This is a genomic window from Marinomonas alcarazii (assembly GCF_003208215.1).
Lineage (GTDB): Bacteria > Pseudomonadota > Gammaproteobacteria > Pseudomonadales > Marinomonadaceae > Marinomonas > Marinomonas alcarazii.
On the sequence record NZ_QKLW01000002.1, the window covers coordinates 180,705 to 196,114 of the forward strand.

Genomic DNA, 15,410 nt, shown 5'->3' on the forward strand with positions numbered 1-15,410 from the left:
TGTTTTATTAGTACGGGGAAGTCTATGCGTGTCCAGTTTGATCAACTCAGTGCAAATCAGCGCTACCATTTGATCACTCAAACTATTACTCCACGCCCTATTGCGTGGATTTTAACCAAAAATGAGAGTGCAAGTTACAACCTTGCACCCTTTTCCTATTTTGCCCCCGTGTCATCGGACCCTGCCATTGTGATGGTTTCCATAGGAAACAAATCAGCAAACGTCGCCAAAGATACAAAAAACAACCTACTTCGAGAAAAGGAATGTGTCTTGCATATTCCGAGTGAAGAAGTAATGAATGCAGTGAACGAAAGCTCGGCGACCTTAGCTTATGGTGAATCCGAAATACCCGCTTCAGGCATAACGTTAGCCGAATTCGCTGCAACGCTACCTCGAATTAGCGAGGCAAAAGTCGCCATGCACTGTAAATTGTACGATGTACACTCAATCGAAAACGCTTCGTTTACGGCTGTTTTTCTTGAAATACTGGATATGTATATTGATGAAGACCTTGTCACTCAAGAGTCTTCTAGGATTATGGTAGATAACCAAAAGCTCAACCCTCTCGCTCGACTCGGTGGCGATGATTATGCCCTTGTAGGCAAAACAGTGACGATGAAACGTCCTAATTAGGGCATCACAGATTTGAGGTAAACAAATATGGACGTAAAAAAACACATAAAAACTTTCCCCTTTATGGCTGATGTTGACAGTGAATTAATGGCATCTCTCACAGATCTAGCCAGCATAAAATCACTGAAAGCAGGCGAAGTGTTAGCCAAGCAATTTGAAATAGGTCAGCACATCTATTTCTTATTGGAGGGTGAAGTTTCCATTTCAGTTCCATTGCAAGATACTGGCAAATCCTACAACGTAGGCGTTATAAACAATCTTCTTTCGCCAATAGGTTGGTCTGCTTTCCGTCACCCTTCACGCTACGCCACCACCTTTACCGCCACAAAATCCACCAAACTCATCATGTGGCCTCTGGTGGAACTACAAAAAATACTCGATGCAAACCTAGTATTTGCCTCTCGTTTTTTGCAGTTCGTTTACCAAGAATCGTTACCTGTTCTAACCAATGTTCAAAACCAAACCCGACCATTCTTTTCTAATGAAACACTGGCGTTTGAAGAAACACGCCCATTGATCGATTCCGAAACACAAGTTCACGCACTAAAAGATGCGATTAGCTTGCTGAATTACGCACCATTTTGTGAAACATTCACTCAAGCTGAGATACATGCTCTCGCCAAAAAGTCCTCTATTTTATTGGCTCATCAAGGCGACATACTCAGTCAGCAAGACCAACCCGCAGACGGTTTATACCTCCTTATAAAAGGCAAAGTCGTAGTCAGTTACCAAACTGAAGCCGGTGACATCATTACCACTCGCACCATTTCACGCCCTGGAACCGTGCTTGCTTGGGCAACCCAAGATGCCGCAATGAAAAACCGAGCGTCCATTATTTCATCTCGAGACAGCAGCGTTCTATTTATCGCGCGAGATGATTTACTGGCCATATTCGAAGACAATCCAAAATTCTCAGTAAAATACTTATACCGCCTAATCTGGTTAATTGGCGCACATCTACTGGCCGCCAGAATGCGTTACTTATCTCAGATAGCCAACGACGAAGTGCTCGCGGTGAGTAACGTGATTGAGCAAAATGCAGCCTTGTTACCGGTTAGCTCTCCACTTTATAAAGTCAGCGAGCTTCTCAAAAGCGCGGTCACAACAGATGAAGCATTTGGCGTACTCTACAAATGCTTGCATTTTGGCCGCGTATTGGAGCGCACCATTTCTGGTATGTGTCTGGACATTTTAAAAGATCTACAGCGAGAGAATGCCTTTTATCGCCACCTACAAAACGTCTATGACACCATTAATAGCTTGCCGAAAGACACGCCTGCGCTTGATGCTCGACGACTAGGAACAGAGCTGTTTAAACAAGCTTTCCAGCAAGTACCCTATGTGATCAAAGGCTTAGAAAATCTACCTAAAAAAGCCGGCTCACTGTTTATCTACAATCACTTGCTAGGATCCCCAACCAACCGCCTACCTAACGGTTTTCGATTCTCTATGGATGCGCAATTTATTAGCGCCATGGTCATTGATAATGAATATGGTGTTTCTGGGCAGAGAGTGGTTCGCCGCAGCAAGGAAAGTGAATTCTGGCGTGATGATTTTTACAGTCGATTTGGTAATGTGTTTATTAATAGCTGGGAAGATCTAGCTAAAGACACACCCGAACACGATGCTTTTATTAAGCAGTCACAAGAAACATTACGACAAAATTTCCCATTGATGATTTCACCAGAGGGACAAAGCTTCGGCACCCATCAATCACCAGGTAGTTTTTTACCTCATGCTTTTGAGTTAGCTGGATCCATGGGCAGCGACGAACCTTGGATAGTGCCGATTGTTGTAGCGAACTTTGATAAACGAGCTGATCACAACCTCTATACTGTCATCATCAAGCCAGCGTTTAAACTTTCAAGCAGAGTCGATTACACAGATAAAAAAGCGTTAAATACGTTTTTGCTATCTTACCAAGAAGAATACAAAGGCTACGTTGAAGAAGCTGTCGAACTATCAAGAGAGATTCGACAATACCCTATTTTTAGCGGGAAAAATGGCTACCGCTCCAATGTCATGAGCCTAAATCAGATCGATGTTGAATTTGAATCTGATGTTCGCGAACTTGAATTTCATTTAGCTTATCAAGTTTACAAAGACCGACCTGTTGCTTTTTACGGTTCTTCCACTATGCGTTTGTGGACCGATTTTGCGAATAATTTCCGTGACAAAGGCGGAATTAATTTAGGGTTTGGCGGTGCAACACTAGAGGCGTGTGTGTACTACTTTGAGCGCATTATTCTGCCACACAACCCACGCTCTATGGTGATCTACGCTGGCGATAATGACATAGGAAATCATTATGACAGCAACAAAGTGGTTGAACTCTATATCGAACTGTTGCAAAAAATTGACCGACACTTGCCTGGCATTCCGGTGACCTTAATCAGCATCAAGTGCAGCCCTGCTCGCATGAAAATGCGTGACACCATAGAGAAAGCCAACCAGCAGTTAGCACGCTTGGCTAAAACACGACCAAATACTCAATACTTAGACTTATTCTCGGCATTACTGGACAAAAACGGGGAGATAAAAGACACACTTTTTGAAGGTGACAGGCTTCACCTCAATGAAAAAGCCTACCAACTGTGGACCAATCAACTGCTTCAAAACGAAAGTTTTATCTTTCAAAAGTAGCGAGAAGTGAAATCCCCAGCATTGGTTAATATGCTGGGGATTTCAGTCCACGCCAGAATACAGTCACTGGCGCATTTCACAACATCAGAATGGCACGAAAAAATGCTTACCTGTATTGACCTTTATTTAAAAAAAGGCCAGCATAGAAGCACAAATTATCTAGCAGAATAAAGACTTATTACTTTATGAATAACCAGATCTTAAATAAACGCAACGGCGATAAACGTAAGGCTAAGAAGCTCTGCGGCGCTGACGTGTGGATGTAAGATTTTAAACAACTCACCGGCAGCATTCTCGCTGACGGTTTAACGCTTTTCTCAGCAGAATGCATACCGGCCTAACAAGAAGGCAACAGTATGTTCTACGGTGCAATAACAGCATTAATCACTCCCTTTCGAAATGGTCAGCTGGATGAAGAAGCCCTGCGCAAAATTGTTCGCTGGCAAATAGATCAAGGCATTAACGGCTTGGTTCCAGTTGGCACAACGGGTGAATCGCCTACCCTGAGTGAACATGAACACAAACGCGTCATTGAGATCACCGTTCAAGAAACCAATAAAGCGGTTCCAGTACTTGCTGGTGCAGGTTCTAACAATCCTGTTGAAGCGGTAAACTATTCTGAATTTGCTTACCAAGCTGGTGCAGATGCCACATTACATGTTGCTGGTTACTACAACCGTCCGAATCAAACTGGTTTGTACGAACACTTCAAATACGTACACGACAATAGCAAACTCCCTATCATTCTTTACAACATCCCACCACGCGCTGTTGTTGGTTTAGAGGTGGCAACACTATCTCGCCTTGCGGAATTACCAAGAATCATCGGTGTAAAAGACGCCACTGGCGATCTAACGCGCCCTATTCGCGAGCGAGCGCTGATCAATAAACCATTTAGCTTTTTAAGCGGTGACGATGTTACCACGGTGGCCTATAACGTCGGCGGTGGTAATGGCTGCATTTCTGTTACTTCTAACGTCGCACCAAAACAGGTTGTTGAATTGCAGCGCCTATGTCGTGAAGGCAATTATGTAGAAGCTGCACAATTGCAAGACAAGCTATTTGCTTTGCACAGCGCTTTGTTTATCGAACCAAATCCGGCTGGACCAAAATACGCAATGTCATTACTTGGGCTATGCACAGAAGAGTGTCGATTACCCATGGTCACTCTTCAAGACAGCACAAAAGCCACCATTCGCAAAATTATGGAAGAGCTAGAGCTTATCTAAAATTGGATTTGAAAATACCTGCATAAAAAAGCCCGTATCAGTGATACGGGCTTGTTTAAATAACACTTAACGTTAGGATTTAGCCAGCCGCACAACATAAAGCAGAATAATTGCGCCAACTGTTGCCGTCACGAGCGACCCTAAAAAACTACCGGAATACAAACCAAGAAGCTGGAAGGTAAAACCGCCCACAAAAGAACCAACAACACCAATAACAATATTACCGATCAAACCAAAGCCGCCGCCTTTCACTAACTGACCAGCTAACCAACCGGCTAACGCACCGATAAACAAAAAAGCTAATATTTCCATAAAAATAATCCTTATCCTGTTTAGTGTGTCGTTTTAGACTAACACCTATTCATTTGAGCGCCTACAAAACTCACCCAATCCCCTTTACAACTAACCCGTTTATTCTTTTTTCTGTGCCTTTGTCATGAAAGAGTCAGACTTTCTTAATAAATAAAGAAAGCGACACAGATCAGCCACCAGCCTAACCGAGATAATAAAATGCTCAAAAAAAAAAGGGCCAATACAATATTGGCCCTTTTTTTACAGTCACTCGATATACTAAGTTCTGCGGTCTTACAATTTATACGTTTAACTCAGAGGAAGAATTAAACGAGAACATTCGTACTTCGTCTCTTGGAAACCAGCCCATAGATTCATAAAAACCTTGGGCAGCCTTATTGTCCGAATGAACAAATAAATGGGTTTTAGCAATCCCTTGTTCCGCAAAGGCAGCAATGACTGTATTAACCAATTGCTTTCCAAGCCCTTCTCCACGAGAGCTAACGCTGACAGCCAAATGCTGCAGGTAACCCCGACGGCCGTCCGTACCAGCCAACACCGCACCAACCACCAAACCTTGCTTTTCTACTACAAAACTAAGTCCTGGGTTTTTCTTTAAATATAAGGCGATATTGTCTCGCGAATCGGCACCACGCAGACTCATAGATTCGGTGTTGCCCCACAAGGCCATCACTTGGTCATAATCGGAAATTAACATTTCACGCAGCACAAACATCTCCTTTGCCTTAACATTATGCACAACGAGCACGTTTCTAAATTATTCCTGAACGTCCATATACTTATTTGCCCAAACACGGTTTTCTTCCAAAGTAGAGTAACGTGTAGACAATTCAGAAGCATTCAAAGTGCCTTCAGCAATACCGCGCTGCTCACGCAAGCAATCGTAAGTCGCTTTAATCGCAGCAAAATACGCAGCATGACCATTAACAACAATTCGAACACCATTCGCAGCAAGACGCTCACGATCACGCAATTCTGGATTATCGTACGCAACCAACATAATTGGAATTGAAATGTGCTGGCTGATTTCTTCTAGATGAGCAAAGTCACGGATACCAACCATACAAATACCATCGACACCAACCGCTTGGTAAGCCTTAACACGGGAAATAGTCTCTTCGGTTGTCAACTGACCCGCATTGGTACGTGCAATAATGCTCATAATCGGATCAATACGCGCTTCTAGAGCCGCTTTCAATTTACCTACAGCTTCTTCTACAGGAATCAAATCTGTCGATTTGTGGCCATACTTCGCAGGCAACAACGTATCTTCTATCGTTAATGCTGCAACACCAGCTCGCTCAAGCTCAACAATAGTGCGCATCACATTTAATGCGTTGCCGTAACCATGGTCTGCATCCGCAATAATAGGCAAACGCGCCACACGACCAATTCGAGTCGCTTGCTCTGTAAATTCACTTAAAGTAATCAAAGCAAAATCTGGTGCAGCTAATACCTGCAAAGATGCAACAGAACCACCTAAAATCCCAACTTCAAAGCCAAGATCTGCAGCAATACGAGCCGACATAGGATCAAATGTAGAAGCGGTGTAATAGCACTTTCCGCTTGCTAATAATGCTCTAAAGTCATTTCGTAAATCATGCTGGGAAGGTGTTGCCATAAATATACTCCTAAAAAAGTCACTAAATCTCATATTGAGATGTTTTCACGATGTAACAAGCGAAACCAAAACGAGGCAAAAATAAACGGGAAAGCGGATTTTATAGGGTATAAATGAGCATTTCGAGTTTGTTTTTCACAAAGTAATGACGTAGGCAGCAATCGCGCAAAATCTCACATAGTGTAAATGTGGCAGATTATACTCTCCTTGGGAGCTCGCTTCATCTAATTCAGACCAATTGGTTAGGTTTTGTAAGTAAATGACGGCCAAAAGAATGAAAAATTCGGTTAAATGAAAAAGACTTACAAACTATGAAAAAATCATGGATATTGTTTTAAGCGACTGACCACACTCAAGAATGCCATTCAAAGTAAGAATGATTTTTTTGCTCATGGTATTCAAAAAATGCACAACCCAACACCATGACGTTGTTATTTTCCTACATAAAAAGTAAAAAATCGTCATAAGAGATGATTTCTGAAATAAACTTTCTTGTTTTTTGAAAAAAATCGCGCATTAGGACTGTTTTTTGTACAGCCAAACAGTGACATAGACAAATTCTAGGGATAACATACTGTCCCAGCATCCCCCCGTGCTCCCTTTTATAGATCTCACTCTTTATTGATAAATGTTAAGGTTCTCACATGAACGCTTGGTATCTCATCTGTTTCTTATCGGCACTAGCGGTGTTTATCGCTTTTACCAACCAATACATACTAAAAATGCAAACAACAATCGCGATTACCACTGGATCCGTTGTTATTTCCTTACTTTTGATACTTGCAGTAAAGATGCTAGGCGATGAAACAGCCTTATTTATCACCCAAGTTGTTTCCGGCATCGACTTTAATCAGCTATTACTTAAAGGAATGTTGGGCTTTTTGTTGTTTGCTGGGGCGCTAGAAATTGACCTAAACGCATTAAAAAGGCAGCGTTGGGAAATCACCATACTGGTGCTTTTTTCTACCCTAGTGTCGACCTTTATCGTTGGTTACTTAAGCTACTTCGCCTTTTCGCTGTTTAACTTCCCTATTCCTTTCATTTACTGCTTGTTATTTGGCGCCTTGATTAGCCCTACGGACCCTATTGCCGTTCTGGCAATCATCAAGCAAATGAGTGCGCCGCAAGGCATCTCTATTCAAGTAGAAGGGGAATCCTTATTTAATGATGGTGTTGGCTTAGTTATTTTCACCACCATTTTCGCTGTCGCGTTTTATGGCACTGAAGCAAACTTCACCGAGGTCGCAGAGCTCTTTTTAGTGGACGCTATTGGTGGTATCGCATTCGGTCTTGTTATCGCACTGGTTGGCCATTTTGTCATCATCAACTGCAAAGACATAAACACACGCTTGCTCGTTACGTTAACTATCCCTTCTGCTGGCTTTGCGCTGGCAAATATCTGGGAAATCTCCGGTGCCCTTGCCATGGTTACCAGCGGCATACTTCTTGGTAACATTACGCGAGCAACGGCATCAAAAAGACGTGGGCCTGATGGCACACGTTACGTAAAAGATTTTTGGCACGCAACTGACAGCTTCTTAAACGCTTTACTCTTCCTAATCATCGGCATGCTGATTGTTACGATTCCTTTAACATGGCAAATCATTGGCCTTGGCTTAGTCATGGTTCCTATTGTTTTGTTGGCTCGTTTTATTAGCGTTGGAAGCCCTTATTTATTGTTCAAAAAATTCCGTGAATACGATAAGCATTCGGTAAAAATCCTGACATGGGGTGGCTTACGAGGAGGCTTGGCGTTAGCGATGGCGGCGGCTATTCCAAAAAACCAAATGATGATTGAAGGGTTGGATTTACACGACATCATGGTCATTATTACCTACGTCGTGGTTATTTTCTCCATCATTGTACAAGGCTTAACCATCTCTCCGTTGATCCAGAAAAGCATCGAAGCGGCAAAAGAAAAAACGAAGTAAGCCAAAGCAGTAATTACATCATAGAGAAGCCAGCATCAAGTTGGCTTTTTTTTGGCTAAAATTTATCTGCTTCACTTTCTATTCATTTCACAATATTTGTCATAGATCACAAAAATAAACATGTTATCGTCATAAAATACTTTTATAGGAACACACAACCAGAATTCACTTAGTACAAGAGAGCACAACAGTGTCAGAAACCCTACAAAGTAAGCCTTGTCATTCAGCACTCATCACCAAGCGCAATAATGTCAAGATATCAGGCAAAGGCAGCCAAACCATTCTGTTGGCTCACGGTTTCGGTTGTAATCAAAATATGTGGCGCTTTGTGCTTCCTCACCTTGAAAAGCATTTCAATGTTGTCATGTTTGATTATGTCGGTTGCGGAAACTCCGACTTTTCGGCTTACCAAGAAAGTCGTTATCAACACCTAGAAGGTTATGCCTTAGACATTATTGAAATTTGTGATGAATTAAACCTACAAAGCGTCATCTTTGTGGGCCATTCAATTAGCAGTACGATTGGTTGGATTGTTGCGGATCAACGACCTGAACTGTTCTCACATATGGTTTCCATATGCCCTTCTCCCTGCTTCATAAATTATGGTGAAGACTACCAAGGCGGCTTTGAACGAAGTGACCTAGAAGGTTTAATTCAACTAATGGACAAAGACTATATTGGCTGGGGGAATTATTTAGCGCCCATGGTGGTCGGGGCGGGATTACCAAAAATAGACGCCAACGTTGATGAAAACGACCAGTTAATAAATGAACTACTGACGAGCTTCTGCTCTACCGATGTCACCTACTCCAAACCTTTTGCCCAAGCGACCTTTTTCTCCGACTGCCGTAAGCTACTGCCTAAAATCTCCCACCCTTGCTTATTATTACAAAGTTCCAATGATGCATTAGTGGATGTTTCTGTGGGCGAATACACACAGCAAAAACTCAAAAATGCGGAGTTGAAAATAATCGAAGCGAATGGCCATTGCCTGCATATGACCCATCCTATGCACGTGTTTGATCACATTCAATCTTTTATAGAAAACGATTGAGCAATCGCTTGTGCCATAGGGTCAACCACTTGATTAAACCAGCTAGCAGATAAGGTTTGCACCATGGCCGAGTAGCCGTCTGCTTGTAATTCTTTTTTCACATAAAAAGTATTAGACGCAGACAGCTCTCCTGTTTCTGAAATAATCTGCCAACGCCCAGAAATATGGGCAACCCCCTCTAAATCCGCATAAAAATCATCAACTTCAATATTAAGCAATGCGATTGCATAAGAAGGTAACCTTTGGCCTGCAAACCACGTAATGTCAGGCAATGTTCTTTCTAAACGCTGCTGCGTTAAACGCGTTAACTGTGGAGATAATGTCTCTGCCCATAAATTACTTTGAGAACGATGCACTGTGCCTTTATTCGTTACCAATACGATCTCGTTACCCGCCAAATAGTTCGCTACAACCACTGGCATTAACTGTACGGAGGTACTGTTTGTGGGAAGAGCTTGCACCTCTTTTAAGTCAGCGTCCATTAATAAGTATTCATGGCTTTGTACAGCAGGGGTCGAGCAACCTACGACCATCCAGCTCACTATCAACAACAAAATGACACGAAAACCTACTTTTACCATTGTCTTGTCCTTGTACTATTTCGCGGCTTTAGGCTGCACATCACTACGTGGTTTACTATCAAAAATTAGGGTATTTGGGTTTTCCCTAAGTTGACGAAGTAATGGCTGTAATTCATTCAATGCACGACCTAAAGACACCATATTCTCTCTTAATGGGCCGCCTATTTGACCATTGGCCTGATACGTTTCTAATGTCAAATTCAGCTCATTTATCGCCGCTGTCAATTCGGCAGGCAACTGCTGAGTGTCAGGCGAATTGAGCAATTCCGTCACACCTTTACTAACAACTTGTAACTGACGCAAGGCTTCACTTGCCTCGCTCATCGTTGCAGACACTTGCTCCAACGTACTATTGATAGGCACCTGAGACAAGTTATCTAAAATTTTAGCCACTTTATCTTCCATATTGGCAAAGGCATCCGGTGATGTTGGGAAAACATTAAACCCAGCAAACTCTTTCCATTTAACAGGAGGAGGATTATCAACATAGTCGATATTAATCACTTTGGCGGCGTTCAAATAGTTACCAATTTTTAGCGATGCTCGTAAACCATTGGCAATTCGCTCTTCTATATAATCATTCCATTGCGCAAGAGACATTCCATTCTCGGGATTCAGAGCATTTAAACGTTGCGGTTCAATTCTTGCTCGAACCGGAATCAACGGCTTATCTAGCCCAGTTAAGGTTTGCATTGGAATGCCGCTAAATGGCACTTCTAAGACAGTGCCAATTCTTACTCCTCGAAATTCCACAGCAGCGCCTGGTGTCAACCCACTCACATTGCTATCGAACATAAATACGTAGTTTATAAACTCGCTGTACATGTTATTTGTGGCGCTCTCTTTCGAGGCGTACAAACGAAAAGTCGCCATGTCTGCAACAGGTACACCTGCCATACGGCCTGTTGGTAACCCAAATGAAATCCCACCAGCAAAGAAGGTTTCTAGGGAATCAAGACGAACCTCAAAGCCACTCGCAGAACTCTTAAAAGAAAGCCCCGGCGTTAACCAAAACTGTGACTCACTATTCACCAAAGCATCATAAGGCGAGCGGATAACCACATTATAAGTAATGGCACCTTTATTGGCATCGAAGCCCACTTTCTCGACATAACCCACTTCGTAGCCACGAAAATGCACAGGCGCACCCACATCCAACTTCACCCCATCCATACTGGACAAAACAAGGCGCACGCCTTCGTTTTCTGTTGAAAGTGGTGGCTGACTTAACAAGGTGAAATCCGTTTGTAATCGACCCTTAGCTCCTGGCTTCATATCGATATAAGCACCAGACAACAAGGTTCCTAAACCACTCACGCCTTCTTTGCCTATCCTAGGCTTCACCACCCAAAATCGAGCATCGTCGCGCAGCATTTGCTCTGTACCATGCTGCATTCGTACCTTAATAATCGCTTTTTCAAAGTCATCGCTTAAGCGAATGCCAATCACCCTTCCCACATCCACATTACGTGATTTGAGCTTGGTTTTACCTACTTCGAGTCCATCGGCATTAGACGCGACCAAAGTAATAACAGGACCTTGGCTAGACCAGTTTTCATACAGCATCCAGCCAGCCACTATCAAGGCGATTAGCGGCACTAGCCAAATAGAATTAAATCTGACTTGTCGCATATTTTCGACTTGCTTGTTCTGATCACTCACTCTGTTCCCCTCTCCAAAGCAGAAGCACTCGATTCAGGCGCTTTATCCCATAATAACCTTGGATCAAATGTCATCGCCGCTAACATAGTTAAGACAATAACAGCGGTAAATGACAAAACGGCAGGCCCAGGTAAAATTGACATAAAATTCCCCATCTGCACCAAACTGGTCAAAATAGCCACAACAAACACATCGATCATCGACCAACGCCCAACGAATTCCGTAATCCGATACAGTTTAATTTTTTGCTCTGTCTGTTTATCATCAGGAAAATAAGCCTGCCAACACAACCAACTCAATGCCAACACTTTGGCAAGCGGTATCACCACACTCGCAATCAAGATAATCAGCGCAACGGGATAAGAGCCTAAAGACCAAAGCAATAAAACCCCACCCATAATGGTGGAAGGATCCGTACTGCCCAAAAATGTCGTTTGCATGATAGGGAATACATTCGCAGGAATGTACATCACCAAAGAAGCAACAAGTAACGCAACGGTAGTACTTATACTCCTTGGACGTCGGCTATAAACAGAATGACCGCAACGATTACAGTGAGTGGTATCAATAGTATGGCTCGCACCACAAAAATGACAAGCAAGCAACCCTTGCCCTTTAGCCGTTGCCTCTGTACCAGTTACATTAGCCGCTTGACCAGAAATTTGATGCCAAAACCACCGTTTATCAACCAATACAACCGTTTTAAGCAACAATATTACGTAACCACAAAAAGCCCAAAAAGACAGTCCAAAGGAAATATCGGCCAGACTGTTCATTTTTACTAAAGCGACCAATACCCCCACCAGAAAAACATCGACCATCAACCAAGGTTGCATCACCGTCACCCAATGCAAACTATACCCTTGAATAGTGCGCAACGTGAGCTGCTGCGGATGCCGAAAAGACCAAACCAAAAACAAAACCGACACTAGGTAAATAATTGGAAAAACAAACAAGGCAAGACTGATAATGGCACCAAGAATCAGGTAGCCCTGCCCCAACAAGACTTCAAGAGTATTGAATAGAGTAACGCTATGCTTGATGCCATTTGTCGAGAAGGCTAAAAATGGAAAGCTCATGGCTAACGCAAGCATCAATAAAGAGGACAAACCAGCCCCCATGATCCTTGCAGACACATGCTTATGGACACTCACTAAAACATGATCGCAATGCTGACAGCGGTAGCGCTCGCCAGCTTCCAGTGGCGGAATACAATTAACAAAATCACACTCATCACAGATGGTGATCGTTTCATGAAATTGCGAATCACTCATAATAAAGCCACGAACTACATACCTAATTAAGTTAAAGCAACCAACCTATCTAACACGAAGCCTATGACAATAATCAAGCTATCAAAGATATTCCAATAACCTAAATATGCTAAAAAGTAGCCTTCCTAGAGAGAACGACACATCACTAACGCTGTAATATCTGCTGAGTTTCAAACGACAAAGGCGTGGACTTCCAACCACGGATACTCGTATCCACATCCGCTTCCACGCTGACATCAACAGACACGGGGTCCGAGCTCATCAAAAGGCGATATAAGCTCGATCCCATATCCCCCACGCTAATGGAAAGCGGTATAGAAAGACGCTGAGTTTTTCCTTCCAGCAAACTGATGTTTTGTATATTGCCTTCGCCCAACGACTTACCTGCTGTTTTCAATTGATAGCCGACTTTGCTCAATGTTACATCAAAGCGATTTGGGTTAGTCACCTCTAAATCAACACTCAATTTAACCCCGCTCAGCCCAATAGAGTCCACATTCAAATTCTTAAATGCCACCTCCGGCTGCTTTGGAATAGGAAGAGCACCGGCAAAATGAACGGGCATACTTAAGTTGCCTAATACAGGCAAATCAACCACAACATCGCCGTCTACTGCGTAGTTGAACTCGGTCATTTTGGATAAATCGCCAACACTCTTAATGACTTGATCAAAGGTCAATGTCACCGGCAAAGCGATGCTGTTACTGCCTTTTGCTGGCAAAGACAAACTGGCATCAGGCTGCTTCACCTTGGCTATGTTCTGCTGGTTGATCAATAAATCCAGATCAAATCCCGCTGTTTTAAGAGCAAAAGAGTTAGGGTTACTGACTTTCACATCCACCAGCAGCGTGACAGACTCTGTCGACAAACTCTCAATGGCAACCCCAGTTACCGACGCTTTTGGCTTGTGAACATCCATCGTCTTTTGCAACGCACTGCAACCAGACAAAAGCACAATAAGCGCCATAGTTATAAAACGAAAAAACATGCTCTACGCCTTCTTAATTACTGGAAGATAGCCTTGTATACGCTCAGGCAGTCTTTGTACAAACACAGAGCGAACAGAATGCCAATAAAAAGACAATAAAAGTAACGACGCTCCCACTACAACCCCAGTCACCGCAAAGCTGTAACCCACGCCACCATAATGGTCAAACAAGCTAACCAAAGCGTAAATTACATATATCAAAGACGACACCATAAAAGCACGACGATCAATCGAGATAGACACCACCGTCATCAACATGTACAAAAGGACAATCAACAGCATATTCGTCAAACTTTCATTACCATCTAAAATGCCTAAATTAGAAAAAATAGGATGAATAATTAAAGGGGCTGACAACAAGTGTAACCAAAATGCCACATCCGACTTACGTGTTGTACGGCTCGTATCACCTGCATCCCAGTACATCGCCAAGGAAAATGATATACAACCACACAAAAACAAAGTGACCATCGTAAACCCTGCACTTTGAGGGAAAAGACTCAGCACACTTGAACCCAACAAAGCTAAGGCTGTTGCTGTACCAACAGCGACCGTAATTGGCACCTTAAAACGACGCCAATGAAGATAAGCAGCCAGCGTAGACACCGCAGTTGAAAAAATCACCGCATAGCTAGACTGATCACCCAATAAAGACCCCGCAAAATTAAAAGCTCCGCCCACAAAAGTAAGCAGCAGCACGATGGCAGGTAACGCCATTTTCCGACGCTTCACAAAAACTTCAGCCAACCCCCAAGACAAGGCGGCAAACACCAAATACGCCAAACTGTCATGAATTGACATCAATACCCAAAGCGATGAAAACAGCAGCAAGGCACAAGCAATCACGATAAAGATATCGTTAAAACCGCCCACCAAGCGAAAGTTCTCTTCATCTACCGCAGATGAGCCATTTGATGACGATACAAGCTGACGGAACTCCTCCACGGCATTAGCAGAAAAGACACCTTGCTTGACGGCTAAATTTAAATCTTCGTCGGTATACATAACCATCCTTATAGACAATGTCTGCTACACGCTAAACTTACTGCGAAAAGCAAAATAAACGGCGCCGACTAAACATAAGCCAGCCCAAAGGTAATCCAATTTTAAAGGCTCTTTTAAGTAATAAACTGAAAACGGCACAAAAACCATCAAGGTTATCACTTCCTGCATAATTTTTAACTGTCCGACATTCAGTGCGGTATAACCGATTCGATTAGCAGGCACCTGCAACAAGTACTCGAACAATGCGATTCCCCAACTAACCAGAGCCGCAATAATCCAGGGCTTATTATTCAGCTCTTTCAAATGTGCGTACCATGCAAAAGTCATAAAAATATTGCTACAAATAAGCAACGAAACACTTAACGCAATAGGGTTCATACACCGTTCTCACAACACACGAAAGTCAAAAAATAGACGCAAAAAGACAGAAAAAACCACTATCCTTAGCTGCATGTCGCCCATTATAAACAAAACTAA

Annotated in this window: 14 protein-coding genes; 5 read left to right on the forward strand and 9 right to left on the reverse strand. The window is 42.9% G+C overall.

Going from position 1 to position 15,410, the window contains the following annotated elements:
* The first annotated feature begins 24 nt into the window (after positions 1-24).
* The 3 genes from DFP75_RS05730 (at position 25) to dapA (ending at position 4,505) form a co-directional block, all read left to right on the forward strand.
* On the forward strand, positions 25-633 hold the full coding sequence (locus tag DFP75_RS05730) for a flavin reductase family protein (RefSeq protein WP_110573183.1): 609 nt from the start codon (positions 25-27) through the stop codon (positions 631-633).
* Positions 634-660: 27 nt separating this feature from the next.
* On the forward strand, positions 661-3,276 hold the full coding sequence (locus tag DFP75_RS05735) for a cyclic nucleotide-binding domain-containing protein (protein ID WP_110573185.1): 2,616 nt from the start codon (positions 661-663) through the stop codon (positions 3,274-3,276).
* 356 nt (positions 3,277-3,632) lie between these two features.
* The gene (dapA, locus tag DFP75_RS05740; RefSeq protein WP_110573187.1) at positions 3,633-4,505 is read left to right on the forward strand and encodes a 4-hydroxy-tetrahydrodipicolinate synthase; all 873 of its coding nucleotides are present in this window, start codon (positions 3,633-3,635) and stop codon (positions 4,503-4,505) included.
* A gap of 72 nt (positions 4,506-4,577) precedes the next feature.
* Here dapA and DFP75_RS05745 read toward each other — a convergent pair whose 3' ends face one another.
* The 3 genes from DFP75_RS05745 to DFP75_RS05755 form a co-directional block, all read right to left on the reverse strand.
* Positions 4,578-4,817, reverse strand: coding sequence for a GlsB/YeaQ/YmgE family stress response membrane protein (locus DFP75_RS05745; protein ID WP_012070611.1), 240 nt, complete (start codon positions 4,815-4,817; stop codon positions 4,578-4,580).
* A 280-nt stretch (positions 4,818-5,097) separates the two neighbouring features.
* On the reverse strand, positions 5,098-5,532 hold the full coding sequence (locus DFP75_RS05750) for a GNAT family N-acetyltransferase (protein WP_110573189.1): 435 nt from the start codon (positions 5,530-5,532) through the stop codon (positions 5,098-5,100).
* A gap of 42 nt (positions 5,533-5,574) precedes the next feature.
* Positions 5,575-6,438, reverse strand: coding sequence for an isocitrate lyase/PEP mutase family protein (locus DFP75_RS05755; protein WP_110573191.1), 864 nt, complete (start codon positions 6,436-6,438; stop codon positions 5,575-5,577).
* A 644-nt stretch (positions 6,439-7,082) separates the two neighbouring features.
* On the opposite strand from DFP75_RS05755, the gene DFP75_RS05760 reads away from it, so the two are divergent.
* Complete coding sequence (locus DFP75_RS05760; protein WP_110573192.1) at positions 7,083-8,369, forward strand: cation:proton antiporter; 1,287 nt, start codon at positions 7,083-7,085, stop codon at positions 8,367-8,369.
* Between the two features lie 190 nt (positions 8,370-8,559).
* On the forward strand, positions 8,560-9,423 hold the full coding sequence (locus tag DFP75_RS05765) for an alpha/beta fold hydrolase (protein ID WP_110573194.1): 864 nt from the start codon (positions 8,560-8,562) through the stop codon (positions 9,421-9,423).
* On the opposite strand, the gene DFP75_RS05770 is transcribed toward DFP75_RS05765, so the two are convergent.
* The 6 genes from DFP75_RS05770 to DFP75_RS05795 all read right to left on the reverse strand — a co-directional run bounded on the left by DFP75_RS05770 (position 9,399) and on the right by DFP75_RS05795 (position 15,311).
* On the reverse strand, positions 9,399-10,004 hold the full coding sequence (locus tag DFP75_RS05770; protein WP_110573196.1) for a PqiC family protein: 606 nt from the start codon (positions 10,002-10,004) through the stop codon (positions 9,399-9,401). The genes DFP75_RS05765 and DFP75_RS05770 overlap by 25 nt on opposite strands.
* Positions 10,005-10,019: 15 nt before the next feature.
* Positions 10,020-11,666 carry an intermembrane transport protein PqiB gene (gene pqiB, locus DFP75_RS05775; protein ID WP_110573198.1) on the reverse strand — a complete coding sequence of 549 codons (1,647 nt, stop codon included), beginning with the start codon at positions 11,664-11,666 and terminating at the stop codon, positions 10,020-10,022.
* Positions 11,663-12,940: a paraquat-inducible protein A gene (locus tag DFP75_RS05780; RefSeq protein ID WP_110573200.1), complete on the reverse strand. Its 1,278-nt coding sequence runs from the start codon at positions 12,938-12,940 to the stop codon at positions 11,663-11,665. The genes pqiB and DFP75_RS05780 overlap by 4 nt, the downstream gene beginning before the upstream one ends.
* Positions 12,941-13,085: 145 nt before the next feature.
* The gene (locus DFP75_RS05785) at positions 13,086-13,928 is read right to left on the reverse strand and encodes an LEA/WHy family protein (RefSeq protein ID WP_110573202.1); all 843 of its coding nucleotides are present in this window, start codon (positions 13,926-13,928) and stop codon (positions 13,086-13,088) included.
* 3 nt (positions 13,929-13,931) lie between these two features.
* Positions 13,932-14,933: a hypothetical protein gene (locus tag DFP75_RS05790; RefSeq protein ID WP_110573204.1), complete on the reverse strand. Its 1,002-nt coding sequence runs from the start codon at positions 14,931-14,933 to the stop codon at positions 13,932-13,934.
* 24 nt (positions 14,934-14,957) lie between these two features.
* The gene (locus DFP75_RS05795) at positions 14,958-15,311 is read right to left on the reverse strand and encodes a DMT family protein (RefSeq protein ID WP_110573206.1); all 354 of its coding nucleotides are present in this window, start codon (positions 15,309-15,311) and stop codon (positions 14,958-14,960) included.
* Between the last annotated feature and the right edge of the window lie 99 nt (positions 15,312-15,410).

Bases quoted from the DNA above. Each gene is read 5' to 3' on its own strand.
- DFP75_RS05780 (WP_110573200.1), bottom strand. From the start codon at position 12,940: ATGAGTGATTCGCAATTTCATGAAACGATCACCATCTGTGATGAGTGT.
- DFP75_RS05795 (WP_110573206.1), bottom strand. From the start codon at position 15,311: ATGAACCCTATTGCGTTAAGTGTTTCGTTGCTTATTTGTAGCAATATT.
- DFP75_RS05745 (WP_012070611.1), bottom strand. From the start codon at position 4,817: ATGGAAATATTAGCTTTTTTGTTTATCGGTGCGTTAGCCGGTTGGTTA.
- DFP75_RS05760 (WP_110573192.1), top strand. From the start codon at position 7,083: ATGAACGCTTGGTATCTCATCTGTTTCTTATCGGCACTAGCGGTGTTT.
- dapA (WP_110573187.1), top strand. From the start codon at position 3,633: ATGTTCTACGGTGCAATAACAGCATTAATCACTCCCTTTCGAAATGGT.
- DFP75_RS05785 (WP_110573202.1), bottom strand. From the start codon at position 13,928: ATGTTTTTTCGTTTTATAACTATGGCGCTTATTGTGCTTTTGTCTGGT.
- DFP75_RS05790 (WP_110573204.1), bottom strand. From the start codon at position 14,933: ATGTATACCGACGAAGATTTAAATTTAGCCGTCAAGCAAGGTGTCTTT.
- DFP75_RS05730 (WP_110573183.1), top strand. From the start codon at position 25: ATGCGTGTCCAGTTTGATCAACTCAGTGCAAATCAGCGCTACCATTTG.
- DFP75_RS05755 (WP_110573191.1), bottom strand. From the start codon at position 6,438: ATGGCAACACCTTCCCAGCATGATTTACGAAATGACTTTAGAGCATTA.
- DFP75_RS05735 (WP_110573185.1), top strand. From the start codon at position 661: ATGGACGTAAAAAAACACATAAAAACTTTCCCCTTTATGGCTGATGTT.
- DFP75_RS05770 (WP_110573196.1), bottom strand. From the start codon at position 10,004: ATGGTAAAAGTAGGTTTTCGTGTCATTTTGTTGTTGATAGTGAGCTGG.
- DFP75_RS05750 (WP_110573189.1), bottom strand. From the start codon at position 5,532: ATGTTTGTGCTGCGTGAAATGTTAATTTCCGATTATGACCAAGTGATG.